The following is a 25,745-nucleotide window of genomic DNA, read 5'->3' as shown; positions in this document are numbered from 1 at the left end:
ATGTAGTTATCGGTCTGTCTCTTTCCAATCGTCCGGGTCCCCTTCACGGAATTCACCCTTGGCATGGCGTTCACGGGGCCAGAAGGTGACGCCCAGCAGTACAACGTAGAACACGCCCACAACGGCAACCACAGCAATCCCGGGGAGACGGGCGATTCCAGCGGTTGTCAGCCAGTCCTGGCGCGGCGCGAACGCTGTAATCCTGAAGACCCACGCGACCAGTAGGACACTGAGCAGAGCAAGGTACACACGCCGGAGCCGGTTTGTGAGTGCTTCGTAGAACGAGACTTTCAGCGTCGGCCGGCGATAGTCCCTGCTCAGTTCCGCTCGCCAGTCGTGGCTTTCAGTGCCTTGGGACGGATCGAGGGCGTTTGCGAACAGGTTCTCCTGGATGACTCGAGCGCGAGAGCGAAAGACGTCGTAGTCCCGGTACCGCCGTGCTTCGATGCCCAGAAAGACGGTGACGACGACGATCCCGATCAGCACGATATAGTGTGGGTTATCGGTACTCGAAAACGCCCACGTCAAAATTGCTGCCATCAGCGTCACCGCCCACGTCGTCGTCTCGTCGAGGCGCTGGCGCCACGTCCCCACTCGGTCGATCTCTCCGCGGTAGGCGTGGGCCATCACCGAACCGAGTCCCGTGCTGTCGTCAACCATTTCGCGGCCGATCTCCCGTTGGTCGGGTGCTGTTGGGTCGAACTCGTCGCTATTCGAATCGGTCATAGAGGAGAGACATCTCCTCGCTCCATAAGCAGTTATGGTGACTGCGTAATCTGAGTGTCATGTACTGGAGAACATCGGACAGTACGCATCTGTATGTATCGGTTGTTCCGGCCAGAGATTGTGAAACAAACGAATCTGCTGTGCTGCCTCCATTCTCTGTATTCTGCTCTGTAGGATCACTAGGCTGCGCCGGTTTTGGATCAATTGGAGGTGGTTAGTTGCGATGTGATATGGGTGAAATTTCCCGGATGCTAATGGCTGGATGAACAGATTCCTGTAAAATCAAGAGACTGCAGTGGATTCCAGATACTAGCCAAGTGGTTGACTGCTCTCCGATGGTATTAGGCTAATCACAGCCTCGTCTAGGATCCTACAGAGCACTGTATTCAGCACGCTATTTCTATCACCTTCAAAGGGTTTCAACAGAGCCGGCCAAACGATGATTCAGGCGCTCGTCGACGAGTGGGACGACGCCGGCGACATCCCGCTTGAGGATCCAGTGGCACTCCAGCAAGCGGATGGGATTGGCCCGTCGAGTGCCTCAAGGATCGTGAGGCGGCCGTGGCGAACAGGCTGATCGAGCGTCCAGAACGAGTGATGAATGACGATGAGTGAGTTGATCGACATCGAGTTCAAGACCGTCGACGGGCCGCTGGGTAACGGCATCGAGACCGCGCTCAAGGCCACGGAGAACTACGAATTCTGCGGTGAGCAGGTCGGACGCGAGACGCGCCTCGAAATTCTCGAAGACGGCGGCGTGCATCTCGTCCAGCGCGTCGAAGCACAGAATATCTACGACAGCCTGACGCTCTCGAGCGGCGTCCTTGAGCGGCTGATGCAGGAGGTGGACGATGGCGAGTAACGCCTCGAACGTTATTGATCACTCTGGATATTTCCAGCCGATCGAGAAACCATGGGGTGGGAGAGGGTTTTTCGGCGATGCCTCAGTACGTCACTGGAGAGCCGTTGGATCGTATGCAGGATGCCACGGCAGGTCTCCAGGACAGGTGATGATACCAGCCCGAATCCGTATAAACTCACACCACTGTGCCAATTATTACCACACCCTCACCCAAAGTTCTGTATTCAGCGAACAGTAGGTGCGGGATCTGAACTGGGCGGTGACGATGGCGAGTAATCACAGTGCGGGCGCGTGGGTCATGCAGCGGTGGTCGAAAACAGGGTTACTGGAAATCGCCGAGTTCCTCGGGCTCCCACCGGGACGCGAGTTCTTCGGCCAATTCAGTCGGCCGGTGATCGAATAACAGGTGGTGTTCGAGCTCTTCGTCGTCGTCGACCGATTGGTTACACAGCAAGCAGAGCGGCTCGGAGATGACTGCCATGCAGTAGATACGCCTCGTCAGGGCAAAAGGATCTCGCCGAGATACGTCGATTCGAGATCGTCTCACGGACTCTTTGGGGTGAACGCGATGTCTGAACAGGACCCGCTCTCAGACCTCGAGATCCGGGAACAGTCACTCGCACACGTCCGCGACGTGCTGGCGTCACCCCAGAAGGTGCCGGCCGCCGGCCTGGACCAGCCGAAACACGAGACGGCCACTGACCTCGTCGACGGGGCGACGTCGCTCGAGCGCCAGCTCGCCAACGAGGCCGAACAGATGTGAGGTGGTGATGGCGAGTAACGGGGCCTCGAGCGAGGTTATTCAGGGTTGCCATGTTCCTCCGATTCCCACAGAGTGGCGAGTTCTTCGGCCAATTCAGGCGGCTGGTGTTCGTTCAGTAGGTGTTGTTGAACGTCTTCGCCGGAGTCCATCGTGTCATTACACAGATGGCAAAATGCGTCGGATTGTGATGCCATATCGTAATAACACGATAACGAGGGAAAAGGCCCTCGCTGGAAGCCGGTATGTCGGTCTGGCCCTCGGGTATCTCACAGCTGATTCGAGTGCCCGACGTGTGACAAGCGTCGACTCGTGGCTGAACCTGCTTCTACGTGCTGAAATCGAGGTGTGAAAGTGCGAGCGAGCGGCCCTTGAATACGACGGGCGAACTATATTGACCTCTGGTAGCATGTCTAGTGGTGGCTTGACCCCTAAGGCCCAGGGTACGCAGGCCAGTTTGCATGGCGCCGCTTAGGCGTCGCAACCCCATGGCGGCCACCTTCACCCGGGTGGCCGTCTTCCCTACCGATTCACGTACCTGAACCTTCGAGCTACGCCACGAAACGCCTGTATTTACTTGTGTGGTTCTTCGCACCGGTGCCAGCCTTTCTCGTCGATATGGTGGAGGAGGTACTCGGTTTCGGCCTTCTTCAAAATGAGGTACTCCTTCCCGACACCAGGTGTATCCAGCGTCATTACGCTATCAAACGCGTCTTTCGATTGTAGGTCTTGAAACTCGTCGAAGGAAAGCGGTCGGTCCGGGAGGACGTCTTATAGCGCCATAGGAGGAGACTTGAGTCAATGTACTTGAGTGTTCGTTGACTCTGACGGTTGTCTCGACTTCCCCTGAATACGACGGGCCAACAACCTTGTTACTCACTGGTGGAGGTCAGCCCGGTCTGATACCCTCCCGTGCCAGAGGTACAGACCGTTAGGCATCGAAGCGGACGAAAATCGCACCACCATAACCCGGCCACTCCCCCAGGTGGCCGTCCTCTGTCACTGATCCACGTACCGGAACCCTCGAGCCACCGGCTTACTCGTACAGTTTCCCGAGGAGATACACGGTACCCCCATCACGAAAATGGCGGGAAGCCAACCGAATATGTAGGTGACCGGCCGGTTTGACCGGCTGTGTTGAATCACTAGGTGGTGTCGAGATAGGTTAGTAAATAAAGGAGTTGAAGCGGGAGGCTGCGAGTGTTCATGACACAAATCTCCGCTTTATGGGGGACGTGGATCACGTGAGGCGAGCTCGGAGATCGTGTCCCCACGTTCGACGGTAGCGGGAATCTCGAGTTCGGTACGCCGGGGTGCAATGTAATATAGTACGTAACTTCATTATAAGGATATTTCAAGTAGTGTTACAGCCAGCGGGGCAGATGGATCAGGCTTGTCTTAACCAACAAAACTATTGGATAGTCGTTCTATGTTGGTTAACACGAGAGTTGCCGATGTCCTACGAACCACCGGCCCCACCGGCAAACCTCCCGACGGAGATAGTCAACACCCTCAACGAGTCTACTCCGGAGCGCCTCCGGAACATTGCCCGCTACGCCGAAGAGCTGGCCGAACACAAGGAGCGCAAGGCTCGTCTCGAGGAAAAATCGGACGAGGACGACATCAAGGGGGCGGCCCGACGATCTTCCGGACGATGTCCCCGCAAAGGCGACGATCACGATCAAGGAAATCAACGACAACCGCTACTACTACTGACAGTGGCGAGAGGGGAATCAGATCAAGTCCAAATACAAGGGACCGGTCAACTCCGACAAGTAGAGCGGATAACTGTCCTGATCGTAGGATTAACACACCCTGTATGCGAGATGATTTTGCACTCAGTAGAGGAACACCCCCACGTGAGAGATGAATTGACTGATAGGATGAACGGGACCCCTCGTTTGCGAAATAAAAGGAGAGTCAATCAGTGCTCGGGACGGGGAGCGGTTTCGTAGCGTTTGATGGCGTCGGTCTTCTCCACTCGATCGTAGATCTCTCGGAGGGTCTCCTGCGCTCGGAGGAACTTGTGCTCCTCGAGGAACTGCCGACCACTCTCACTGATCCCGTAGAACTTGTACGGGAGGTCGTTCTGCCGACGGTCCCCTGGCAGGAGTACTTCCTCGACGATGCCGGCGTCGAAGAGGTGCTGGAGGTGCTGACGAATCGTCGTCTGGCTCTTGCTCGGGTTAACGTAGTCGAGTTCCTTCAGTGTCGTCAGTTCCGACGGATGACCGAAGATGTCCTGGAGAAGCGCGAATCGCGTCTCCTGAGTGACGACGTTGAGCCGCTCCCGTACGGACTCCAGGTCACTTGGCGGGTGATCGGACGTACTCATTACCTCGTTGTTCGAGTGGTGCGTGCAAAAGCGTTCGCTTAAATGCGAATTGGTCTGAAGCGATACGGTCGCCGATGCGTTCGCTGCATTAAAGCAGGGTACGGGAGAATTCCCGACTATATGAGTGAGGAACCGGTCACTGTCGACGGACTTGCCGAGAAAGCGGACGAGTATCTTCACGAGGCCTCACTCACGCCGGAGGAGTACGAAGCGCTCAAACAGAGTGTTACAGAGCTCACGCCGATATTCTCAGCTGAAAATTCGTACTTTGTCCTCGGCAGCTACGGGAAACCCGAAATCCGTCGTCTCCAGATTGTGAAGGACCGTCTCAACCGTCAGCCCGGTGCGTACGCGTTCCTGATGGTCGATATCCGAAGCGAGTGGACGAACACCTACCTCAAATTCCGGCTGCTCGCCGATTACACGGACGTCATCGTTGACGTCGCCGAACACGCTCAGGGCGGCTTTCTCGTCGAACAGGGCACTTCACTGCCCTCGAGGGGTAATTCGCGAAGACACACGTGTTCAAACGAGAGTACGACACAATAGATGTGAACACGCTCGACACGGGCATCGATACCAGCAACCCGTATAGCGGGATGCAGACGGCAATCTTCGAGATGCTCGATGATGGTGGGCGTCTCTGTCGGTGGACGATTGAGGATGATCTCGTCGAGTGTGCCGAGGACCTCTCGTGAGTGATCCGGAAAAACGATAGATAGAGGGCTCTGTTGAAATCCTTGGCCGATGATAGGTATCTGTGACCGTGCTGAATACAAAGCGCGAATGTTGCACGGGCTGAGGAAGGATTAACGCGGAAGGTCGAACGCTCAGTATAGATAATAGACATAACGCCAGTTCAGAAGAATAGAGAGTCTGACTTGTAACCCAGATAATCACACCAAGGATAAGTCACTGTAGCCTGTAGTGAAACCATGAACTATTCTGTAGAACATGAGTATCCGTTTCTATCCCCTCAATCAACTATCGAATGTACCGACTGTCAAAGTGAGGATGGGAAAGTGACTAAAGTAACATATGAGAGTGGGAAGATCTATTGGGCATTCGTTTGCGAGGACTGTATCAGAGAGTACGTTATGGATTCGAATATTGCTGAAATCGACCGTGTACGGCTATCGTGAGATCTGGTCTGTAAGCGTTCGTATGTAGCAATTGGTCTCTTCCTGAAACGGTGAAATAAATGGGCTGGCCGTACTGCATACACCCTCTGTGTCGCTCATGTCGTTTTTGAAAGGAGCCGGGCAATTCATTTGGTATGTCAGAGCTTAGGGCGCGTAGTTAGCACGGCGAGAGCGATCAAAGCGGATTGACGGAGTCCGTCGTCCCCACCATATTGTTCCATGGAAGGGTTTTACAATCAGCACGACATCGTTCGAGTCATGGCAACTGAGGCGACCTTTACCGTCCCATCCGATCAGTTCCCCCTCGGCACCATCTTCGCACAACTCCCGGACGTGACGGTCGAACTGGAGCGATTGATCCCGTCACAGGACGTGGTGATCCCCTACTTCTGGGTTCGAGGAACGGAAGTTGACGACATTGAGGAGGCGTTTGCTGCCCACCCGGGCGTGAGGGACATCCAGCTCGTCGATTCCATTGAGAACGAATATCTCCTGCGCGTCGAGTGGTCACTCGAGTACGACGACGTGCTGAGCGTGCTGACCGAGACCGGCGTTCCGCTCATCAAAGTAACCGGCACGAACCAGCAGTGGACGTTCGACATCCGCGGGGACACGCGAAGCGATCTTGCAATCTTTCAATCTCGCTGCCGAGAGTTAGAGATCCCGGTCACACTGACGAAACTGCACGCCCTGACGCCGGTCGAGACGGAAACCGAGGCAGCACTCACTGACAAGCAACAAGACACACTGGTGTTCGCCCACGAGCGTGGGTACTTCGAATCCCCGCGCGAAGTGACGATGGAAGAACTTGGCGACGAACTCGGCATCTCTCAGCAGGCCATCGCGTCTCGACTCCGCCGGGGGATCAAACACACCCTCGAGGGCACCCTTCCCGAAACAGTGGAGTCGAATCAAGAAAGTACGTAAAAACCCGTTGGATACCCAAAAATAGCGTTAACAGAAGTACCCGTTGGAGGGATAGTTATGCCAAGTGGAGAGAGCACACGGATAGCCGTCACATGTCTCGATTGCGGAACTGCCTATGCAGCGAGGCAATGGCCTGACGGCACGGCACAACCGATCGGGGCGAGAAACGGGTGTCAATGCGGATCAACCGAATTTCAGGCCGTCAAAAAGACGAGTACTACGGGTGTTAGTGACGACTGAGTTGACCGACGAGTGGGATACGCTAGGTTACTGAGCAGTCCGAGGAAAGACGCGAACCTGTTGTGGTGAATTTAACCTCTGAGTCGGTCACGTCGTTTCTGACAAGTACTGGGTAGCTCATTTAGTGTATGCTGAACTCAGGGCGCGAATGGGGCACGAGGTGAGAGTCAATCAATGAGGGGTAGTGATCGATCAATACAGGGGACACAAGGATCGTCCGTAATCGGAGAATCAAATCCTGATACAGAGAGAAGGTGAAGAGAGACACCACACCTTTTCTGGCTGACCGACGAAATACCAATCAACGAATGGACGACCGATTCAGTCAATGGCTGCTCCTCTCAGGGGATCGATTCAACGTCGCGACTGGGATACTCTTCACCATGGCTGTGGTGGTGCTTATCCCTCTCTTCTCCCAATTCGCCATCCGCAATCTCACGCCGTTGATCTATCTCGCGAGCGCGTTGATCGGGGGGAATATTACGCTCATCACCCTTGTGGTCGCGATCAACCAGGTGATTCTCTCCCAGGAACTGGAGTCACCGGGGTCGCTCCGAGACGAGATTGACCAATCAGCCGACTATCGGCAGGCAGCACTTGACCAGCCGGCACCACCGACCGATCCAGCCGACTTCCTGCAACAGCTCCTTCAGCAGACTCAAGAACGCGCCGGTTCGCTCGCGGAATTTCTCCCCGACTCGACCAGTGAACCGGATACCCACCTTACCGATGAGCTACCGGAGGAATGTGCCCAGATTAGCGAGCAACTCGGGACAGGATCGGATAAGCTCTCTTCGGTGATCGTTCCCCTCCTCGGTATCGAATACGCGACCCACATTCATGAATGTCATCAGCTTGAATCGGCTTACGAGGGGGGTGAGCATGAACAGTTACTCTCCACGCTCGATGCCTTGAGCGCGGATTTGAAGAATCTCGACATTGCTCGACAGTACTTTACGACCGCGTTCATGAAGGAAGAACTCGCGAAGCTCTCTCGCTCGCTCCTGTATGTCGGAGTGCTGGCTATTTCTCTCCCAGTCGCGTTACTCATCGAGCTTGCTACCTTTCCCACGGCGGCTACCCCTATGCCAACGGTATTCGTTTTCACTCTCCTGACGATTGTGGTTGGTCTCATCCCTCTTGCGCTCCTGATAGCGTTTATCCTCCGGGTAGCAACAGTGGCCCAGCATATTGCGTCAATCACCCCATTCATGACGTAGCAATAACCGCGATTGGGATCGATTTCGTCGCCGTACGGGAGGACGAGTTAGGTGTATCACGCTTACCAAGAGAGAAGACATCAGTTAGCTAATAGCATAGATTTCGATCAGTAAGCATGTGTAGTGAGCATTTGTTTCAATATAAAACACATATAAAGAATAGGATTTAAACAGAACCTTTCACTCAGCAACGGCAAAATTTCCTATAAAAATGTATGAAGAAGGGCTCTCGAGTACGTTTTGACTGATAGAATAACATAGGTCTAGCCAAGACGGTCAACTGCGCGGGGCGGGGGAGATCACCAACCCAGGTGTAGCTCATCCTCCAACCACCACCATCATTTCCCCGCGTTTGACACACTGACATCACCAACGTCTTCGGTCCTTGAGTCCGATTCTACTGTTAGTAGGTGTGGCGCCAGCACTCTGATTTACGCACTACTGGGCTCGACGACGTTGGCACACTCACACACCAGCTCGCGAACATCGTCAGCGGTGCCTGCATCGATCGAGGCGACGATCCCTTCAGTCTCGTCGATGACGAAGTGGAGCTCTGTCGCGTGTTCGAAAAACCGAGCGGTCGCAATCAAATCCCCGTGATTATACAGCGACTCCTGGTGGGGCGTATCGAGTGCTTCCAATCGGTTATCGCGAAACACACGTTGGAGTTGGCCGCAGTCGTAGGCTGACTCGACGTCTTCACGGGCATAGATAAACTCGCTGTTCTCCGGCGTGTAATAGCCAACACTGCGGAGTTCGTCGCCGAACTCCTCATCCAGATAATCGGTCAACTGGGCTGCCGTCTCTTGAACCATTACAGATAGATTGACTGTCGCTAATGATAATATTATAGGCCGACTCGAGCAGTCTCCCGTCACATCTTGTGGATCTCGAGCTTCGAGACCAAACTGATAGAGAGCCCTGAAATCAAAATTAGGACCAGAAGAGGAACCACGATCGAGAGTGACGTTCCCAAGAGTGGACCAAACGTTACCTCAGCATCCGCCAGTATCTCTCGAACGATATGCCGGCCGATGAAGTAGAACAGAATACCGAATCCAATCCCGAGTACAATGAAGATTGGCAAGAGGCGACGTTTCATATCCGAGGATCAAACGCTACACTATAGAACCCTGTGGCCACTCGCCAATGAAATGTCAACAAACCATGCCAGAGAGCCTCTCACTCGAGTGAATTGGGAAATATTGGCGTTTCCGCAGACTGTGCTGTAGTTTTTATACGGTCACGCGGCCAGTACCACCGATGGACTTCGAGACCACACCGGAAGAGGACTGGATGACGATCGTCGCCCTCGAGGAGTTTGCGGGCAGCGACGACGTCGACGAGACGATCGCTCGGCGAGCGCACTGGCTCGCGGTCGGCATAGGTGAGGCGTACGGACTCACTCCGACGGGGGCCGCTGCAAAACTCGAGGTCACGTTGAAGGTTCTGAGGATAGGCCGGATATAGATCAGATAGACATATTGTATAACTAATTGAAACAATTAAGTGCATGCCACTCCATATCGAGTGTATGTCAGGAAACGACAGAGGGTGGAATATTGTCTGGAAGAAGGCAAGGAAGGGATGGGTAGCAAAGCTGATGGGTGCATCGCGCTCTGAAGAATCGTCGCTCTACGCGGACATCGCTCTCGGCTTCGTAATGATGGCGGTAATCCTCAAGCTTCTCGGCGCTTGGTAGTGTCCGGCGTCCAGAGCGAGAAGTTCCGTACATACAGACTATTTTCCTCCGGCGATCCCCAGCTGCCGCCAAAATAGAAGTGCCAGTGCCACTCGTCGATGCTGAGGTCACTGTGATCCTCATCAAAAAGAGCAGGTCGTCGCAGTGGTAGGCCGGGTTGCCGTTGACCCAGCCCTCCATCACGCCGTCGGCCTCGCCAGGTGAGTTGGGCTCAATCCTGTAGTCGATGGTGATCCACTTGCCCTTTGCGCCGCCTCGGAACCAGGCGTCGTGCCACCCATACTCCTGCTCGTCGACGTCGTGCGTGCCGTCGTAGATTTGGATGGCGAGCGGATAGTCGTCCCCGCCCGTCTCGTCGTACGCGCCGCCGCTGCGGGGCAGGAAATCCGCCCGCTGAACCCCTCGCCGCGACATGGATCGCCGCCGGCGCCACAGTCGTCGTTGTGATGGACGAAGCCCGAGAACTTCGTGCCGCCGTTGGCTTCTTTGCTCACGGTAGCGAAGTCCTCCGGGACGTAGATCTGGCACCTGGCGTGGGCGACGTGCGGCTGGTAGCCGACGACGTCCTCGAGTTTGTGCCGCGCGTTCATGCCGAGGAATGCATCCTCGGCGTAATCGATCCGGACCACAGTGCCGATGCCGTCGGCTGGATCGTGGACCAGGTGGCCGTGCTCCTCAAGGCTGAGCTCGCCGAGCGCTGCACTCTGGAAGTCGGGCTGACGTCGTTGAGTTCGTAGACCGACGGGAAGCCGCCGCCCCCGTCTGGCTCCGGTTCTGGTTCGTCGACGACGTCGCGATCGCCTCGATCGCCGCGAGCGTCACTGTCGTCGGAAAGGTTGTCAAGCAATTCGTCGATGGCTGTCTGCACCGCTTCAAGTACGATTCTGAGTAGCATGGTCACTCGGAAGTTGTCAAGATAGTCGAGATTGTTTTCGCACTATACTACGCCGAACGTATTGTGTGTATGCATCTCAGCGTTGATCAGATATTCCCGGCTTCTGTGACGCCGCTGGAAAGGTCGTAATTCACCGCGTTGTTGCGACTAAAGAACCCGGTCACCGTCACGTCGTCAGAGTCGACCCGAAGGCCAACGCCGCCGTTTCCTTCCGCAACAGAATTGCCGATAGTGCCGGTCGTTGCGCTGTATAACGCAAACCCGCGACTCATCCCCTGGCAAAGCGTATCGGTGACTCGGAGGCGGGTCGCAGCCCCTTCGACCCCATACACATCGTTGCCGACAACATCGCAACCGTTAATGTGGATGTCATCTCCACCAAGCTCGACCCCGTTGCCCCCGTTAGACCGAATATCGCAGTCTGCAATCTCGACATCGTCGGGGCCTGAATAGAGGGCGACACCGTCCTGTCCATTGTTCTGGATCACACTATCCGAGACTGCACACCCGGTGACATTCGACAATCAAACCCCGTCGTTGGAATTGTTTTTGACAATCCCGGATGTGAATTTACACTCGACGGCGTTATCCATCATCACGCCGTTCTGCCCGTTCCCTCTTGAGGTGCTATTGGTGACGACCTCGTCTATCCCTTTGTCGATCTTAATCCCGTTCCAGTCGTTGTTGTAGAAGTGACAGCCGTCGAAAGCCAAGTCCTCGGCATGGCGTCCCGAAGCCGTCTCAACGTCAACGCCGTCGTTCACATCTGTACCGTTATTGGCGAAGAAATGTGAGTTGGCCACGGTGATCGACCGCCCCCCTGAGATCGCCATTCCGTGCCGGTTGTTGTCCCAACAGTAGATGGATTCGTAGGTGCAGTTGTGGCCGCCCACGTCCCCGCTCGCGCCGTTCACAGTGTCGCCAGTGTGGCATATCCCGTCGCCGTTATGGGACCGGGCTTCGACGTTTCTAACCGTCACCTCGTTTACGGAGAGGATTCTGAGGTTGTGAACTTGCCCGGGGCTCGAGGGACTGTTATTTGCCCGATTCCCGTCAAAGGTCAGATTCTCAATCGTGCACCCGTTCCCGGTAACGGACATCAGGGGAGTGGCGTCGGTTGATTCGCCGTCTCCCCACTTGATGACGGTGACACCACGACCGAAACCAGTGATGTGCAAGTTATCGACGGTTGCGCCGACATTTGTGGAGTTTCGTGGATTCCGGGCTCGAGGATAAATGCATCACCGGCTGAGACGTTATCCAATGCAGCATCGAGATCGTCACTGAGCTCGATAACTTGGACGCCAATTAGCTCACCTGTATATTGCATGCTTCTCTTGACAACGATTCGGTAGCTCGTCCAGTGTCTGCTGAATTCACAGCGCGAATGTTGCACGGGCTGAGGAAGGATCAACGCGGAAGGTCGAACGCTCGTATAGGGGACGTTTTGATCGGATAACAGAAGAGACTATCCGTCGTGCTTCTCGACGGCCACATACTCGTCAGAGAACACATTGATCTTGCAACTGTTATAGTTGAATGTCACCTTCCCAATGGTCAGGGTATCGTCAAAAATGTGGTCTAAGGCATCGAGATCAATGACCTCGTACAATGGGGGAGTGAGTTCTATAGGGCGAACGCCTTCCGCTTCGGCAACTGCTTCAACCACAGCCTGACTAACACACCTCTCCTCGGCTATTTCGGTCTGGATTTTGTTCACAACCCCTGTAGGCCAGCGCCCTTCTTGAACCTGTCGGAAGTTAAACAATTTCCAGAGGGGCTTAAACCAGTCTGGAAATCAACCATCGGGTTCCTCGTCTGCGAACTCTTTTCCAAAGTGATTGTATGGATTGGATCGTTCTTGTTTCATAATCTCCATCTGTTCGATATGTACACCGAGCTTGTCCAAGTCTTCGATGCTCTCCTCAAGGTCTTCTTGGGTGTGACCGACCAATTCTAATGACAAGTTCTCGGAATTTGTCAATAACTCACGGATGCTTACGACCCCGGAGACTTCCATAATGTCATCTAACAGTTCCTCTCGATCTGTAAGCGGGATCGTCGCAGTCACGAGCAGGTGATGGCCCAGCCCGGTTTCTCTGTACTTGACGATGGGATGGTAGCCGAGGATGACACCATGTTCTTCGAGGCGATTGATCCGGTTGGCGACTGTACTGGAGGAAACACCGACTTTCTCGCCAATCTCGGTAACCGTGTTTCCTCGGGCATCCTGTTGGAGCAGATAGAGGATTCCCTTATCGACGTTATCAATTTCGTCACTGGTCACTGGGCTATAGTACATATTTATAGGGAAAAGCTATTCGTTCACTCGAAAAGCTACACAGTGAGAAAACACAATTACCGATTAGCAGATATGTGTACATTCATTATGGTTACGTTCTCTGATTTATCTTAGTTTATTCCAATATTTTTTTGAAACGCCTTTATCCTGGGCCGTGATGACGTATGTGGTATGTCCTATACTAAGGCTGAGAAGACCGTTGCACGGTGCAGTAGTTGTGGTGAAATCCACACCGTCAAAATCAAGAGCGACGGATCGGTATTTCTTATCGGCATTGGATTACTAAACCAGTGTCCGTGTGGCGAGAGCAGTTTAGAGAGACTACACGTGGACCTTGACTCCCAAGTCGAGACCATGTCGAACTGATATCGCACACTTCTCTGCTACCGTGGGAGGGACCGTTCAGTTCGCATTCGTGTGTAGCGGTTGGTTCCGATCTGAGCGCGCGAAATAAACGGCGCCACTGTGCTGCATCCATCCTCTGTATCTCATACACCGCTACTGACCGCACTCCGATAGTTCGTCAAGGCTGTGCTGAATCCATAGCGCGAATGTTGCACGGACTGAGGAGGGATCAACGTGAAGGTCGAACGCTCAGTACAGGTAGTGCAGGTATCGAAGAACCATTCGACCTTTCCGATTGCTGTCGAAACAGTCTCCTACATATAGGATAACGTTACGGAGATGGTGGAGTCCATTCGTGTTCGGCGAGAACAATGCTTTCACTCTCGTCTCCGGCAGTCCATCGTAACTGGACTATTTCGCCCTTCACAAACTCTGATCGCGGTGTGGTTGCAGCAGTCCCAACTGCGATATCATCGCCGTTGCTGATTTTCTCGGTTGAGTGGTCAAATCCGACAAAACGAACGTCTACATCTCCGGTATACCCGGGTTCGAGTGTTCCTTCGGTCAAATCCAAAGTGTCACCACCTCTATGGTAGAAACCAACCATATCGCCTCCCTCACCAGTACCCGTACCCTGTTTCGTCTCCCAATCGATTTCAGGGTCTGAGGTACTGCCGATGCTTCCCAGACAACCGCTTATTCCAAGTAGTAGCCCACCGGTGAGCAAAGAGCGTCGTTTCATATGGCTACCATATTACGAAAATGTATAGTCTTTCTGTTGGGTTGGGTATGCTCAATTCGCACGTGTACTGAGACATTGGGTTCATCTATTCTTGACGTCAAAGAATCGGGAGTTCTCGGACTCAAAAGTGCAGTCCAAATAGGAGAATACCCTCCTACCAGGGCCGCCAGTACTACCTTGACGAAATAAGGCCGAGATCCCGGGCCGCGGCTCTCGCTCGACGAGAACGAGTCACCCTCCGCACCCATCGGTTCGACGCGCCGAGCGGCCACGTCAGTATCTGCCGCAAGCGCCAAGCGATCGTCGACTGGTACCTTCGACAAGCCGAGGCTGATCTCCCCGAACAAAGTGAGCGCTACGAGGCGAAACTCGGCCCCTCAGCCATCCCGATCGAGGTCGGAGAACTCGAGGGGAGCTAGGGCGAGTATCTCGACAGCACGATCCAGCTGAACTGGCGGTTGATCCTCGCGTCCATTCGGATTCAAGACTACGTGATCGTTCACGAGCTGGCTCACAGCGTCCATGACGATCACTCAGACGCGTTCTGGAATACGGTGGACCCGTTTCCCGGATTACAAAGATCGTTGTGAGTGGCTTCGCGTGAACGGCAACACGCTCGTGGTTTGAGTGCCATACACGCTCGATTACCCGTTCACTCATCAGAAGAGTTGGGAGGTACCACTGCTGCTCATAATCGACTTGAACCGGCCCTATCTCTCTCGACATTATGCTCGTTTCCCGGAGAAGAGCGCTTATTGTCCCTTCGGCGGCAGGTGAGCGGAGGTGAGCCAGAAGTCCTCGATCGCCCGGACGAGCTGATCGGACTCGTCTGCCGACGCTGGCTTTTGCAGATAGGCGTTCGCATGGAGTTCGTACGACTGGTAGATATCTTCCGGCGCATCCGAGGAAGTCAGTACGAGGATCGGAATCTGGCGAACGTGAGGAAGATTTTTGACTTCGGCGAGCAGCTCGGTTCCACTCGCATCGAGGAGGTGGAGATCAAGCAGGATGAGATCGGGTCGTGGCGCCTCGGTATAGTCGCCGCGTTGATTGACGAAATCCAACGCGTCAGCGCTGGTGGAGACAATCGTTATCGTGTTCGTATTCGCTGCCGCCTCGAGTGACTCAGTGAATCGCGAGACACTCTCGGAATCTGGTTCCACCACTAGAATATCATAGGCACGATCGTCTCGTCGAGTAGTATACGCACTCCCAGTCACTACGTCTACCAATGAATATTAACGGGATACCGATTCTTCCCAAATGTTTTGGCGGACTTTGTTGGAATCTTCATTTTCAGACATACTTTACATGAATCGCACGCTTACAACAACGTACGGACTGATCGTCGGATTTTTTCGAGGTCAGCTACTGTTCGTCGAGTCGTGCTGCAGACACGGCACATATTCAGCGTGCTCTGACCTTGACCATGGAGTCGCTAATCGACAGGTTCTGTGGAGTGTGTCTCTCAGACCCGGTCTATCAGTGTTCCCAACCATCGTTGCTTAGAAGATTCTTCCGCCCATTTGTAGTCTTTCGACATCTGAGATGTGAGAATCTGAGTGAAGTACGGAGTTAATCCCTATAGCAACCATTATTCAGTTACAGGAGAACAACGATGAGTCACATCACCCACACTGTTTCGACCGAAACAGCACTGCACCTCGTCGCCAATCAACACCGCCGGTCGGTTCTCGATAAGCTAATCGAAAGCGAGCGGAATTCCGTGGCAATTGACGCACTCATCGAACACATGTCGCCCGAAATTCTCCCAGAGTCAACTGAAGCGATCCCCTCCGACCGACTCCGTCTCGATCTGTATCACAACCATCTCCCGAAACTGGAAGACGCCGGCCTCGTCGAGTACGACAATCGAACGGAAACGGTTCACTATCATCCGAACGACCGTGTCGAAAAACTGCACCAGTTCGTCACTACTGAACTCGAGTAGTCTGCTCACCGACTGGCTCGAGGCGGATTCGAGCGTGCCGCTTTGAGGGGGGCTTTTTTGCACTCACCCTCGTCTGACCCACTATGGTATCGTTTGACGAAGAGCAGGCTGAAGCCGAGGCGCTCGACCGATTACAGGATCTCGGCTTATCACAATACGAAGCCCAGACGCTCATCAATCTCCTTCGACTCGGGACGGGTACCGCCCAAGACATCACCCGCATCAACAACGTTCCCCGGACTCGGGTGTACGAAGCGGCTGATCGACTTCACGAGATGGGATTCATCGATATCCAGCACACGACGCCGCGGAAATTTACGGTGATCTCGAAGGAGACCATCGTCCGTATGCTCAATACCAAACGCGAAGCCACGATTACCGAACTCTCGGAGTATTTGGAGACGATCGGCCCCGCCCAGCCACAGCGCGAGCAGTACGGCGTCTGGACGGTCACCGGTCGGGAAGCAGTTTCGTCCCGCATCGACGAGTTCATCGCCGAGGCCGACGAGCAAATCGTCTACATGACCGTCGATGAGTTGCTCACAGACGACCACCTCGAGGCGCTACGGGACGCCGCCGACCGCGGGGTCGAGATCTATCTGGCGGGCATCTCGGAAGCGGTCGAAGATCGCGTTCGGGAAGAGGTATCGTCGATCGAGTTGTTCGAAACCCTCTGGGGGTGGCGGGATACACCCGCCGGGAGCCTGTTGATCACCGACGAAGAGACGGCGCTCGTCAGTGTGCTCGAGGACGAGGCCGCCGACGCCGACGATATCGAGGAGACGGCGATCTGGGGCGCTGGCGACCGCAACAGCCTCGTCGTCGTCCTGCGATCCATCTTCGCGTGGCGACTCGACGGCACTTGATCGGCGTGATACTGTCCAAAAATTCACTCACATTATCACACCAACTTAATACCGCTCGGCCGCATTAGACGAGCAATGGTCGCAAGTGATCGAGAAGGTACGACTGGTCGGCCACGGCACCAAGTCTCGCGGTGATCGACGCCCTCGCGACCATGGAGAGCGTCGACCCAACCGAGTTGCTGACCGTGCTCGAGACAAGCCTTTACGAACACGTCGACCCGGAGGCGCTCGATATCCTCGTCCGAGAGCGGAAATCGGAATCGATCGCTGTCACCATTTCGATCGATCGCTATCAGGCCCGATTCGACAGTGGCGAGCTGGTCGTCTCTGAAGCGATCGATCCCTCTTCTCCGTAGAGCTGCACATCGGTCAGGAGACCGATCTCCAATCGCGTAACCCGGACCCACAACCGACTACTCACGGAGCTGTCTACGCCTTTCCCGGATCCTTCGACGTGGTCAACCCAGCTGACACCAGCCGGCGCAAAAGCACCACGATTCCGTTTTCGAGACCGCGTGCGAACACCGCCTGCTCTTTCGCCTTCCCGTCGTCGGCGTCTGGATAATAGGAGCCGATCAGCAACGTCTCGCGGTCGACGAGCAAGATTCGACTGATCGCGACCTCGTGGGCGATCGTCGGTCCGGTGAGCCAGTCCAACCCGGTTTCGAACGTGCGTATGTTGGGAAGTCCCGTTCCGAGTTGCTCGGTGATCGACGCCGTTCGTCCGCCGAGCAAAATCGAGAGGTCTCGTTCTCGGGCCGCGTCGAGGCGCTCGAACAGCGCGTCCGACAGCAGTTCCTCGTCGACGACGAGCAGGGCGATTTCCGACTCCGCTTCGTCGATGAGGTCGAGCGTCCGGGACTCGATCGCTTCGTTGCCCATCAGCGACCACACCTCCTGGAGCTGGGTGTCATCCTCCTCGAGTTTTCGCCGCTCAATAGTCTGAAGATTCGATTCGAGCGATTCGATACGGGTGTCGTATTTTCGGCGAAGCGTCCGCGTCGCCTCGTCGATCCCCACGGCTCGAAACCGCTGCGGGTTCGCGTGCTGTACTTCGACTAACCCTTCTGACTCGAGTACACCGATTGCATCGTACACTCGCGTCCGAGGCACCTCGGAGATTTCGTTAATCTCTTTCGCCGTGCCGGTGGACAGCTGTGTGAGCGCCAGAAAACAGCGCGCTTCGTACTCCTTGAGCCCGAGTTCCTGTAGCAGATTAATCGCCTCCGAGATACGTTCTTCCTGAGTCATGGCCCAACCCCAAGTCCGATTCTTCGAACGTGCCCGATAAGAGATGGGGACGGAAAAGGATTCGTGTAGCCGGTTCCTGTCAAAGCTGAATTCCATTTCAGATGGATTGAGAGAGGATAAACGTTCACTCAGATAATCACACAAGCTACTTGAGGCCCTACCGGCTATGGGGTACTGGCGTGCCCTGTTATGGCCCAACCACTACGGGGCACGCTGGTATGCTTATCAACGGTCGTTCTACTGATCTGTCCGCCACCGGACTGTTTGCACTCGACTGGCGGCGCTGCCGAGCTGGCCGAGCTATCGTTCCCGACTTCCTCGCCTCGGAACAGCTCCTGGACAAGATTCGAACGATACTCACCGAAGACGTGTCCCTTAAAGAGTTGCGCTTACGGAACAAACGCCGGTTACACGAGGACTTGGAATTTCGATAGCGAGGAGCAGTAATTCAAAGCTGAACTCCTCCGGTATCGTTGTAAATCAATTTATTTTTCTCACATATTGTTCAGACCGAACTCCTAAATCTGGTGTGGAACATTCAATACGTAATGACTACTACGACCACACAGGGCTCAATTCTCGTTCCGATCTCGAATCCAGAGACGGCAGACCAACTTGTTTCGACAGCTGCAGATATCGCGGCCGACACCAGGCGTCCACTTGAACTGCTGACGGTGGTCCGAGTTCCCCAGCAGTTGCCGCTTTCTGAAGGCAACCGGCTCATCGATGATGAGCGTGAGGTTCTCGACTATGCTGCTGATATCGTCAACGATCAGGCTATCGAGGTAACGAGCCGCATTCGATTTGCTCGTTCGATAGCGAGCGGAATCCTCAGCAGAGCAGAGGAACAAGACATTGAGACGACTCTCATGGGATGGCGAGGGCGCCCACGTCGTCGAGACATCATCCTAGGATCACATCTTGATCAGGTACTCCGAAAAGCACCGTGTGATGTACTCGTTAAACGGATGGACGACAACGAGGAACTACAGCGTATTCTGCTTCCCATCGCTGGAGGTCCGAACACCGACCTAGCAGCAACCGTAGCAGGCTCCCTCGCTCGCGTTCACGATGCAGAGATCCATGTTATCATCGTCAACTCACCTAACGAGACGGCAACAACACATGACGAAAAAGAAACAATGTTAGCCAGTGTTATCGCCGGCTTCACGGGCGTTCCAGTAATCACTCAAGAAATTGTGGAGAGTGACTCTGTTGGAGATACGATAGTGGACCAATCGCAGAACGCTGATCTCGTCGTTCTCGGAGCGACATCCGAAGACCTCTTCCGTCGTTCTGTTATCGGGTCGCTTCCAGAACAGGTAGGGCGACGATCAGCTAGCTCGGTGCTGATGGTCCAAGAATACCGAAATCTCCCCTCTCGACTGTTACGGCTCACCACACGCCTCCGACGCGAAATACCTCGTCTCTAACGTTGGTGGAAATCGGAAGCCCGAAATGAGTTCGAGAACCACTCACTACACACTTATACCCGGAATCAACTATGGACAGGACATTGGCGATGATCGATATCTCTCACAGCCCGGAATTTCTACTCCAAAGCGCCGACAATATTCCCCTTAGCGATCGGCCGTGGGTACTCGTCATTGCTATCCTCGTCATCTCGTACCTTTTTTCACGGCTTATCGAGTGGAGTGGGCATAAACTCCTGGACCAATCCGACCAGTGGCCCGACGACTCGATCAACCGTGCTTTTTTCCAGGAGATCCACATGCCTCTGTACGTTTCGGTGGCTCTCGGTGGGATTTACCTCAGTCTAAGCGTTCTTGGGGTCGTCGAATCGAGTTACTTCCTCGTCGGCGCTATCCTATCGATACTCGTCGTACTGTGGATGCGAACAGCAAAACGCTTCGGAGGACTATGGATCGAGGCCGTGAATGCGACTGAGAATGACTATGAATTCTCGCCAATCTTCAAGAACTTCTGGACGCTCCTCATCGTACTCGGGACTGGGATCAGCCTCCTCGTCATTTGGGAGATTGATGTCACCCCGTTTCTCGCTTCGGCAGGGATCATCGGAATTATCCTCGGGTTGGCTGCACAGGAAGCTATCGGTAATTTGATCGGTGGTGTTTCACTGTATTTCGACGACACCTATAAAACCGGAGACGTGATTATCTTGGAGGACGGTCAGCGAGGGACAGTCACTGACATCGGAATCCGGAGTACGACGGTTCTCACACGCGACAATATCCTAATTACAGTCCCGAACGCGGTGTTGAACTCCGCATCGGTCGTTAACGAGTCAGCTCCACAACGGCGAAAGCGAATCCGTGTACCAATTACAGTCGCATATGGAACAGACTACCGAGATGTCGAAGAGATTCTCCTTGGCGTTTGCGACAGAATCCCACTCATCCTCGACTCACCCTCACCACGAGTGATGTTCCGCGAATTTGGTGATTCTGCGCTCGTCTTCGAACTCTGGGCCTTCGTTGCCCATCCATTTAGCGAACAGCGAGCAATTGACCAGATTAATCGACTGGTCTACGACGAATTCGATGACGCAGACATTGTTATCCCCTTCCCACAACGTGAAATCAGTTTTCTCGAAGCTGAAGACGAATCACCAAATGAAACTCTTACGGATCAATCAGAAACCGAAAAGGAATATCAGTATCCGGCTGAAGGGGCTGATAAGAGAGGGAGATGACGGAGGTCTAAGGGATTAAATGACTATAGCCACGCTTGGTAGAGGTCATTCCGAGGCATGGTGGTATAGTCTCCATCCTCAAAAAGGGTGACACGCCCGTTTTCAGCACTAAGCGTGATGGCCGTTATGACTTCAGGTCGTGCTGACGTGTCGGCGGCACTCATATGGCGTGAACCCATCCAGTCGGCATACTCGACTGTGTGTCCATTGTCTTCATCAGATGTGGATGCATAATCCCGAAACCGAACCATCTGCTCCTGAACGATCCCGTCCACACTTATTACGACTGCCCCATCCCGTAAGCGAGCAACGTCTGATGTCGCTTCGTAGAAGCTATCGACGTCGTTGAGGACATCACGGCACTTGGAGATTGGCCATCGATTATCTCCCATCGGATCAGCGTGATCCCGTACCGTGTATCCAGAGATAATGGCAAAGTATAGTCCTGGGCCAGTAATGTAGGGTTCATCCCAGCGATCGAACGACAAGCTGATATCCTCGACACAGAATCGGACAACGTCTGTGAGCTTTTGTACCCGGTCGTGAGATCGGTACTCGATATCCAACGGGTCTTCCGTTCTCATACCCTCCATTCGATGGGCCGTCGGTAAAGACCGTCCATTAGGCTCTGTTGAAGTCCTTGGAAATGGATAGAAGGCGCGTGCTGAATACAGAGGGTACAGCACGATTGCTGTGTTTGTTTCACGTTGAGAAAGTTGGACCACCCGCTCACTACGCTTGCGAATCAACCACCGGTATTCATACACCTCCCTTTGTAGGAGTCAAACATGAGTACATACTTGTTCTTGGTACCGTCCCTTCTCGCAGTCGTGATTCTATTGTCATTGAGTGCGTTCTTTTCCAGCAGTGAGTCAGCGATCTTTTCGCTCCCGGATGAATGGGTGGAGACTACTCCCGAAAATAGTACACGAGATAGTCGTACGCTCCAACAACTCCGTGCGAACCCGCATCGACTCCTCGTCACACTGCTGGTCGGGAACAACCTCGTTAACATCGCCATCACCAGCATCATCACACTTCTTGTTGCACGGTTCGTTCCCCCTGGGTTCGCCGTCGTAATAGCAACACTCAGCGTCAGCGTTCTAATCCTCGTCTTCGGAGAAATCGTGCCGAAATCCTACGGGCTCGGCCATGCAGAGTCCTGGAGTCTCCGCGTCGCCCGCCCGATTTCGTACGTCGAACGCGCACTGGGTCCACTCGTTGCGTTGTTCGATACCGTCACTCGGTGGCTGACGACGCTTATTGGGGGCGACCCACATGTTGAGAAACCATATCTTGACGACTGAGCGGCCATACTCTCCACAGGTTGTATCGACCAATCTGTATCGCCGCTTCTCACTGAACGAGGAGTGACCGATTCGCGCTCTGTATTCAGCACGGTCACATATATCTATCATTGGCCAAGGATTCCAACAGAGCCGTCCATTACAAACCGATCACTCCCGAGCTCCATAGGGAAAAACGGTACCAGCTACCCAATAACGGAGCTTCTCCGTCCATTTGTTTAGCCACGATGGCACGGTTGAGATGACATTAAGTTATGATTCCGATAGTGGAAGAACGTTTTCCGATAGCTTTCGGAATCACGTCAAACAGCAGCTGCTGAACAACACTCTCCCGGGTCGCCTCATAACTGTGAGATCGTAATCGACACCCTCATCAGCGTGACCATCGACGACGTCACCATTATCGAGTGTTGATCGAATGAGAAAAAGACATTTTAGTATGGTTCCACCGTTAGATAGCGGTAATGAGTCCTCCGAGGATGAGCCAATGCGAGTGATCGTTGTCGGGGCCGGTGAGGTTGGGTCGAATATTGCTGCCAGCCTTACTGAAAGTCATGACGTCATCGTCATCGATGTCGACCCCGATAAGGTCGAGGAGCTCACGTATTCCCGCGGTATCTTGGCGATAGAAGGTGATGGTACATCGCTCGAGGTTCTTCAGGAAGCCGGTGTTGAGAAGGCGGATATGCTCATCGCTAGTACGGATGATGATGAAATCAACCTAGTTACGTGTATGACAGCAAAGACCGTAGCCGACGCCTTTACGATCGCCCGAGTCCGGAACGCGAATTTCCTCGAGACGTGGACCCAGTCAGAGGGGGCTTTCGATGTCGATTTCATGGTTTCGACTGATCTCTTAACTGCCAACGACATCGTTCGGGTGGTCAGTCTCCCGGCAGCAGTCGATGTCGACCCCTTCGCTGGGGGTCTTGTCCAGATGTCCGAGTTCGAAGTCTCGGCAGAGAGTGAGATTGTTGGGCAGATTGTCGAAGAGGCGGACCAGTTCGAGGCGCTCACGTTTGCTGCATTGGTCCGTAATGGGGATGTAGTGATTCCCCGTGGGCAGACGCGGATCGAAGCCGACAACCGGGTGATCGTTATTGGCCGACCAGACAGCGTCCAAGTGTTTTCGAAGACGGTTGTCCCCGCTGAAGCTTCGAACGAAGCACAGGATATTGTTGTAATTGGTGGGAGCGATATAGGATACCACACGGCAAAACTCCTCGAGGAACGTGGGCTCAATCCGCGGCTAATCGAGCAGTCAAGCGACCGTGCCCATCAACTTGCCGAGATTCTCCCAGACACTGTCGTGATGGAGCACAACGCCACGGATATAGACTACCTCATCGGTGAGAACATCGACGATGCAGATGCGGTGATCGCGACAGCTGAAAGCGACGAAAAGAATCTCCTCGTATCATTACTTGCAAAGAATATCGGTGTGCCGCGAACAGTCGCAGTCGTTGAAGCAGGCGACAACGCCGAACTGTTCGAGGCTGTTGGGATTGATGTCGCCATCAGCCCACGTGAATCAACTGCTGAGGAAATCGTCCGTTTCACACAGGAAGGCAAGATCGAAAACCTCTCGCTCATCGAAGATAGACAAGCCGAGGTTTTGGAAATCGAGGTCGACAAGGAGAGCGTCCTGGCGGGTCGGTCCATCCACGAAAGTGTTCCGGAACTCCCTGCTGAAGTCGTTATTGGCGCGATTACTCGCAACAAAGAGTTCGTCGTTCCTCGTGGCGATACCGTGGTTGAACCCGGCGACCACGTCGTCCTCTTCGTTGCTGCAGATGCACTTTCTGACGTAATGGCTGTCGTATGAGTGTTCGCGTCGACTGGCGGGTAAGCTGCCGGTTAGTTGGAACGATTCTCAAATGGTTGTGGGTGCCGTTACTACTCCCACTCGGAATCGCTCTCTACGACGGAACGGCACTGCTCCCGTTCGTCCTCCCGATATTTGGCACAGCACTTCTCGGACTCGGTCTCGAACAGCTGACCGACGAGCGTGACCTCCGTGCACGAGAGGCGTTTCTGATGGTCTCCCTGACGTGGCTGAGCATCGCTCTCGTCGGTGCCGTTCCATTTCTGCTGGCTGGGGAAGGCACACTCGCAGAACCTGTGAACGCGCTCTTCGAGAGTATGAGCGGCGTCACGACGACCGGGGCGACGGTCGTCGTAAATTTCGAACGCCACTCACGGGCCATCCTCATGTGGCGAGCGGTCCTTCAGTGGCTCGGTGGGCTCGGAATTCTTGTGCTAGCGACGGCGGTCCTCTCCCAGCTATCCGTCGGTGGGGCACAGCTCATGGAGACCGAAACCCAGACACAGGACGTCAACAAACTCACCCCCCAAATTTCGGAAACAGCCGCCCTTCTCTGGAAGCTCTATATCGGTCTGACCGGGCTTCAGGTGGCGGTTCTCTACGGGCTTCACCTAGTCGGATATGCCCCGGAGATGACGTTGTACGATGCTATTGCGCACGCGTTCACGACGATTTCGACGAGTGGCTTTTCACCGCGGGGGGACAGTATCGCTGCTTTCTCTCCTGCTGTGCAGTGGGTGATTATTCCGTTTATGGCGATCGGTGCAACCAGTTTCGTTTTACTCTACTTCGTCTTCCAAGGAAACTTTGACCGGCTCCGGAACAGCGACGAGTTTCGGTTCTACGTCGCGATCCTCGGATTCTTTTCCCTCGGTGTTGGTGGGATGTTGTTCGCGAATGGCGGGCCATACACGAACCTCGAAGAGATCGCTCGACACGCTATCTTTCAAGTTGTCTCAATCGTAACAACCACTGGCTACGCGAGCACAGACTTCAACCTCTGGTCGGCGGGGCCCAAACACCTCCTGTTCGTCTGTATGTTCATCGGTGGAATGGCCGGCAGTACGACCTGTTCGATTAAAACTCTGCGCTGGTTGGTCGTCGTGAAGGCGTTTCGACGCGACCTGTTTACGGCAGCTAGTCCAAGCGCGATTCGCCCAGTCCGACTGAGTGGATCCGTCATCGACGAAGAGACGATTCGGGATATCTATGCGTACACCCTCGTGAGCCTCGTGTTTTTCATTCTGGCGACGATTTTCGTCGTGATCGACGCTTCCCGGGTACAATTAACAGTCTCGGAGTTTGAGGCGATGAGTGCTGCAGCAGCAACGTTCTTTAATATCGGACCAGCGTTCGGTATCGCAGGCCCACTCGAAAGCTATGATCCGTTCCCCCAGTCAACGAAGCTTGTCATGATCTTCCTTATGTGGGTCGGGCGGATCGAGATCATTCCGGTGTTGGTGCTATTGACTCCGTCCTACTGGCGGACGTGAAAAGCGAGGAGCAGTGACACTAATCCTCCCTCCAGCAAGCGCCGTTAAGGGGCATGGTAATCTCATGGTGCAAAGAACGCGCACCACGCTCAGGACCTGGTTGATCGATTGAAAGCGGACGTTTCGTACCTCTACCCTCCTGTTGATGGCAGTGGAACCGTGATAACACAGACTGGTGAG

29 protein-coding genes and 4 pseudogenes are annotated in these 25,745 nt (G+C 54.3%); 19 read left to right on the top strand and 14 right to left on the bottom strand.

Annotated elements, in window-relative coordinates; genetic code table 11:
* Positions 1–6 precede the first annotated feature (6 nt).
* Positions 7–726 (bottom strand): DUF2270 domain-containing protein, encoded by a 720-nt coding sequence (locus J1N60_RS19880; RefSeq protein ID WP_312912840.1) that lies wholly within the window; start codon positions 724–726, stop codon positions 7–9.
* Between the two features lie 439 nt (positions 727–1,165).
* On the opposite strand from J1N60_RS19880, the gene J1N60_RS19875 reads away from it, so the two are divergent.
* Entirely contained in the window at positions 1,166–1,303 is a 138-nt protein-coding gene (locus tag J1N60_RS19875) for a hypothetical protein (protein ID WP_312912839.1), read from the top strand.
* Positions 1,304–1,333: 30 nt separating this feature from the next.
* The gene (locus J1N60_RS19870; RefSeq protein ID WP_312912838.1) at positions 1,334–1,588 is read left to right on the top strand and encodes a hypothetical protein; all 255 of its coding nucleotides are present in this window, start codon (positions 1,334–1,336) and stop codon (positions 1,586–1,588) included.
* A gap of 322 nt (positions 1,589–1,910) precedes the next feature.
* On the opposite strand, the gene J1N60_RS19865 is transcribed toward J1N60_RS19870, so the two are convergent.
* The gene (locus tag J1N60_RS19865) at positions 1,911–2,069 is read right to left on the bottom strand and encodes a hypothetical protein (RefSeq protein ID WP_312912836.1); all 159 of its coding nucleotides are present in this window, start codon (positions 2,067–2,069) and stop codon (positions 1,911–1,913) included.
* Positions 2,070–2,156: 87 nt separating this feature from the next.
* Between J1N60_RS19865 and J1N60_RS19860 the strand changes: the two genes are divergently transcribed.
* The gene (locus tag J1N60_RS19860) at positions 2,157–2,351 is read left to right on the top strand and encodes a hypothetical protein (protein WP_312912834.1); all 195 of its coding nucleotides are present in this window, start codon (positions 2,157–2,159) and stop codon (positions 2,349–2,351) included.
* A 35-nt stretch (positions 2,352–2,386) separates the two neighbouring features.
* On the opposite strand, the gene J1N60_RS19855 is transcribed toward J1N60_RS19860, so the two are convergent.
* The gene (locus tag J1N60_RS19855; RefSeq protein ID WP_312912833.1) at positions 2,387–2,545 is read right to left on the bottom strand and encodes a hypothetical protein; all 159 of its coding nucleotides are present in this window, start codon (positions 2,543–2,545) and stop codon (positions 2,387–2,389) included.
* A 376-nt stretch (positions 2,546–2,921) separates the two neighbouring features.
* A pseudogene (locus J1N60_RS19850) lies at positions 2,922–3,107 on the bottom strand (hypothetical protein); the annotation flags it as partial.
* A 695-nt stretch (positions 3,108–3,802) separates the two neighbouring features.
* Here J1N60_RS19850 and J1N60_RS19845 point away from each other — a divergent pair.
* Positions 3,803–4,127 (top strand): annotated as a pseudogene (locus J1N60_RS19845) (DUF6788 family protein).
* A 145-nt stretch (positions 4,128–4,272) separates the two neighbouring features.
* Here J1N60_RS19845 and J1N60_RS19840 read toward each other — a convergent pair.
* Positions 4,273–4,683 carry a helix-turn-helix domain-containing protein gene (locus tag J1N60_RS19840; RefSeq protein ID WP_312912829.1) on the bottom strand — a complete coding sequence of 137 codons (411 nt, stop codon included), beginning with the start codon at positions 4,681–4,683 and terminating at the stop codon, positions 4,273–4,275.
* A 120-nt stretch (positions 4,684–4,803) separates the two neighbouring features.
* On the opposite strand from J1N60_RS19840, the pseudogene J1N60_RS19835 reads away from it, so the two are divergent.
* The 3 genes and pseudogenes from J1N60_RS19835 to J1N60_RS19825 all read left to right on the top strand — a co-directional run bounded on the left by J1N60_RS19835 (position 4,804) and on the right by J1N60_RS19825 (position 8,212).
* Positions 4,804–5,381 (top strand): annotated as a pseudogene (locus J1N60_RS19835) (DUF8170 family protein).
* Between the two features lie 702 nt (positions 5,382–6,083).
* The gene (locus tag J1N60_RS19830) at positions 6,084–6,752 is read left to right on the top strand and encodes a helix-turn-helix domain-containing protein (RefSeq protein WP_312912827.1); all 669 of its coding nucleotides are present in this window, start codon (positions 6,084–6,086) and stop codon (positions 6,750–6,752) included.
* Between the two features lie 548 nt (positions 6,753–7,300).
* The gene (locus J1N60_RS19825; protein ID WP_312912826.1) at positions 7,301–8,212 is read left to right on the top strand and encodes a DUF7972 family membrane protein; all 912 of its coding nucleotides are present in this window, start codon (positions 7,301–7,303) and stop codon (positions 8,210–8,212) included.
* A 431-nt stretch (positions 8,213–8,643) separates the two neighbouring features.
* Here the strand turns inward: J1N60_RS19825 and J1N60_RS19820 are convergent, their stop codons facing one another.
* The gene (locus J1N60_RS19820; RefSeq protein ID WP_312912825.1) at positions 8,644–9,090 is read right to left on the bottom strand and encodes a DUF7522 family protein; all 447 of its coding nucleotides are present in this window, start codon (positions 9,088–9,090) and stop codon (positions 8,644–8,646) included.
* A gap of 385 nt (positions 9,091–9,475) precedes the next feature.
* Here J1N60_RS19820 and J1N60_RS19815 point away from each other — a divergent pair, with 385 nt between their 5' ends.
* From J1N60_RS19815 to J1N60_RS19805, 3 genes are all read left to right on the top strand, one after another.
* Positions 9,476–9,682: a hypothetical protein gene (locus J1N60_RS19815; protein WP_312912824.1), complete on the top strand. Its 207-nt coding sequence runs from the start codon at positions 9,476–9,478 to the stop codon at positions 9,680–9,682.
* Between the two features lie 64 nt (positions 9,683–9,746).
* On the top strand, positions 9,747–9,914 hold the full coding sequence (locus J1N60_RS19810; RefSeq protein WP_312912823.1) for a hypothetical protein: 168 nt from the start codon (positions 9,747–9,749) through the stop codon (positions 9,912–9,914).
* A gap of 446 nt (positions 9,915–10,360) precedes the next feature.
* On the top strand, positions 10,361–10,651 hold the full coding sequence (locus tag J1N60_RS19805; protein WP_312912822.1) for a hypothetical protein: 291 nt from the start codon (positions 10,361–10,363) through the stop codon (positions 10,649–10,651).
* 244 nt (positions 10,652–10,895) lie between these two features.
* Here the strand turns inward: J1N60_RS19805 and J1N60_RS19800 are convergent, their stop codons facing one another.
* The 5 genes from J1N60_RS19800 to J1N60_RS19780 all read right to left on the bottom strand — a co-directional run bounded on the left by J1N60_RS19800 (position 10,896) and on the right by J1N60_RS19780 (position 14,198).
* On the bottom strand, positions 10,896–11,333 hold the full coding sequence (locus tag J1N60_RS19800; RefSeq protein ID WP_312912821.1) for a right-handed parallel beta-helix repeat-containing protein: 438 nt from the start codon (positions 11,331–11,333) through the stop codon (positions 10,896–10,898).
* Entirely contained in the window at positions 11,334–11,987 is a 654-nt protein-coding gene (locus tag J1N60_RS19795; protein ID WP_312912819.1) for a right-handed parallel beta-helix repeat-containing protein, read from the bottom strand.
* Between the two features lie 290 nt (positions 11,988–12,277).
* Positions 12,278–12,529, bottom strand: coding sequence for a HalOD1 output domain-containing protein (locus J1N60_RS19790; RefSeq protein ID WP_312912818.1), 252 nt, complete (start codon positions 12,527–12,529; stop codon positions 12,278–12,280).
* Between the two features lie 78 nt (positions 12,530–12,607).
* Positions 12,608–13,096, bottom strand: coding sequence for an Lrp/AsnC family transcriptional regulator (locus J1N60_RS19785; protein WP_312912816.1), 489 nt, complete (start codon positions 13,094–13,096; stop codon positions 12,608–12,610).
* 691 nt (positions 13,097–13,787) lie between these two features.
* A complete protein-coding gene (locus J1N60_RS19780) occupies positions 13,788–14,198 on the bottom strand; it encodes a hypothetical protein (RefSeq protein WP_312912814.1) in 411 nt (136 codons plus the stop codon).
* Between the two features lie 491 nt (positions 14,199–14,689).
* Between J1N60_RS19780 and J1N60_RS19775 the strand changes: the two genes are divergently transcribed.
* On the top strand, positions 14,690–14,788 hold the full coding sequence (locus J1N60_RS19775; protein ID WP_312912812.1) for a YgjP-like metallopeptidase domain-containing protein: 99 nt from the start codon (positions 14,690–14,692) through the stop codon (positions 14,786–14,788).
* 162 nt (positions 14,789–14,950) lie between these two features.
* Here J1N60_RS19775 and J1N60_RS19770 read toward each other — a convergent pair whose 3' ends face one another.
* Positions 14,951–15,361 (bottom strand): response regulator, encoded by a 411-nt coding sequence (locus J1N60_RS19770; RefSeq protein ID WP_312912811.1) that lies wholly within the window; start codon positions 15,359–15,361, stop codon positions 14,951–14,953.
* Between the two features lie 455 nt (positions 15,362–15,816).
* Between J1N60_RS19770 and J1N60_RS19765 the strand changes: the two genes are divergently transcribed.
* From J1N60_RS19765 to J1N60_RS19755, 3 genes and pseudogenes are all read left to right on the top strand, one after another.
* Positions 15,817–16,149, top strand: coding sequence for a DUF7344 domain-containing protein (locus tag J1N60_RS19765; protein ID WP_312912810.1), 333 nt, complete (start codon positions 15,817–15,819; stop codon positions 16,147–16,149).
* An 83-nt stretch (positions 16,150–16,232) separates the two neighbouring features.
* A complete protein-coding gene (locus J1N60_RS19760; protein WP_312912808.1) occupies positions 16,233–17,015 on the top strand; it encodes a TrmB family transcriptional regulator in 783 nt (260 codons plus the stop codon).
* Positions 17,016–17,140: 125 nt separating this feature from the next.
* Positions 17,141–17,371: pseudogene (locus tag J1N60_RS19755) on the top strand (HalOD1 output domain-containing protein); the annotation flags it as partial.
* A gap of 73 nt (positions 17,372–17,444) precedes the next feature.
* Here J1N60_RS19755 and J1N60_RS19750 read toward each other — a convergent pair.
* Positions 17,445–18,266: a TrmB family transcriptional regulator gene (locus J1N60_RS19750; protein WP_312912807.1), complete on the bottom strand. Its 822-nt coding sequence runs from the start codon at positions 18,264–18,266 to the stop codon at positions 17,445–17,447.
* A gap of 548 nt (positions 18,267–18,814) precedes the next feature.
* Here J1N60_RS19750 and J1N60_RS19745 point away from each other — a divergent pair.
* Entirely contained in the window at positions 18,815–19,699 is an 885-nt protein-coding gene (locus J1N60_RS19745; protein WP_312912805.1) for a universal stress protein, read from the top strand.
* A gap of 89 nt (positions 19,700–19,788) precedes the next feature.
* Positions 19,789–20,940: a mechanosensitive ion channel family protein gene (locus J1N60_RS19740; protein WP_312912869.1), complete on the top strand. Its 1,152-nt coding sequence runs from the start codon at positions 19,789–19,791 to the stop codon at positions 20,938–20,940.
* 23 nt (positions 20,941–20,963) lie between these two features.
* Here J1N60_RS19740 and J1N60_RS19735 read toward each other — a convergent pair whose 3' ends face one another.
* On the bottom strand, positions 20,964–21,524 hold the full coding sequence (locus J1N60_RS19735; RefSeq protein ID WP_312912803.1) for a hypothetical protein: 561 nt from the start codon (positions 21,522–21,524) through the stop codon (positions 20,964–20,966).
* Positions 21,525–21,728: 204 nt separating this feature from the next.
* Here J1N60_RS19735 and J1N60_RS19730 point away from each other — a divergent pair, with 204 nt between their 5' ends.
* From J1N60_RS19730 to J1N60_RS19720, 3 genes are all read left to right on the top strand, one after another.
* A complete protein-coding gene (locus tag J1N60_RS19730; protein WP_312912801.1) occupies positions 21,729–22,247 on the top strand; it encodes a DUF21 domain-containing protein in 519 nt (172 codons plus the stop codon).
* Positions 22,248–22,734: 487 nt separating this feature from the next.
* A complete protein-coding gene (gene trkA / locus J1N60_RS19725; RefSeq protein WP_312912799.1) occupies positions 22,735–24,072 on the top strand; it encodes a Trk system potassium transporter TrkA in 1,338 nt (445 codons plus the stop codon).
* Positions 24,069–25,565, top strand: coding sequence for a TrkH family potassium uptake protein (locus J1N60_RS19720; RefSeq protein ID WP_312912798.1), 1,497 nt, complete (start codon positions 24,069–24,071; stop codon positions 25,563–25,565). The genes trkA and J1N60_RS19720 overlap by 4 nt, the downstream gene beginning before the upstream one ends.
* Positions 25,566–25,745: the final 180 nt, after the last annotated feature.

Origin of the sequence: Natronosalvus caseinilyticus, from assembly GCF_017357105.1 — an archaeon.
GTDB classification, from domain to species: Archaea; Halobacteriota; Halobacteria; order Halobacteriales; family Natrialbaceae; genus Natronosalvus; species Natronosalvus caseinilyticus.
The sequence above is the reverse complement of the archived record's forward strand: the minus strand, read 5'-3'. Positions and strand labels throughout refer to the sequence as shown.